Annotated in this window: 1 pseudogene; it reads left to right on the forward strand. The window is 50.9% G+C overall.

Annotated features, from left to right (window positions below):
• Positions 1-311 precede the first annotated feature (311 nt).
• Positions 312-552 (forward strand): annotated as a pseudogene (locus FY112_RS31030) (Crp/Fnr family transcriptional regulator); the annotation flags it as partial.

The raw sequence follows: 552 nt of genomic DNA on the forward strand, positions 1-552 counted from the left end.
ACTTGGCTGGCAAGATTAATTGCGATTTATATCAACGATCCACAAAAGGCAGACATTAATATTAGGAATCGCTCGTCCTTTCGCAATGAGCGCGCATGCCGAGGCAAAATGTGCTAAGGTCTTTGGCAGGTATCGAAAGATCGTTACCGATTTCTCGTCGCTGGTTGTCAACAATTTCAGCGGCTTATGTGCGGTTTTGTCATAAACGCACAGTTCCTTGGGACCTATGGTCAAACCAACGGCCGTCCCGTAGTTTTTCACCAACTCACAGGCGTTTGGTTTTGACATCCAAGCTCCCATGCGGAGCCGCTATGACTCACATCGACCAATCGACTGTCGAAAACACTCTGCTGAAAATTTTAAGCACGGACCGCTTCGCACGCCTCTCAGAAGGGATGGAGCGCGTCGACCTGCCATTACGGCACGTTCTTGTTGCCAGCGACGTGCCGACCACGCATGTCTGCTTCTTGGAAAGAGGCCTGGCATCCATGGTTGTCAGCAGCATAGACGAAGAAGTGGTGGAAATTGGCCATATCGGGCGCGAAGGCGCAT

This window comes from Rhizobium sp. PEPV16, from assembly GCF_008919455.1.
In the GTDB taxonomy this organism is placed as follows: Bacteria; Pseudomonadota; Alphaproteobacteria; order Rhizobiales; family Rhizobiaceae; genus Rhizobium; species Rhizobium leguminosarum_Q.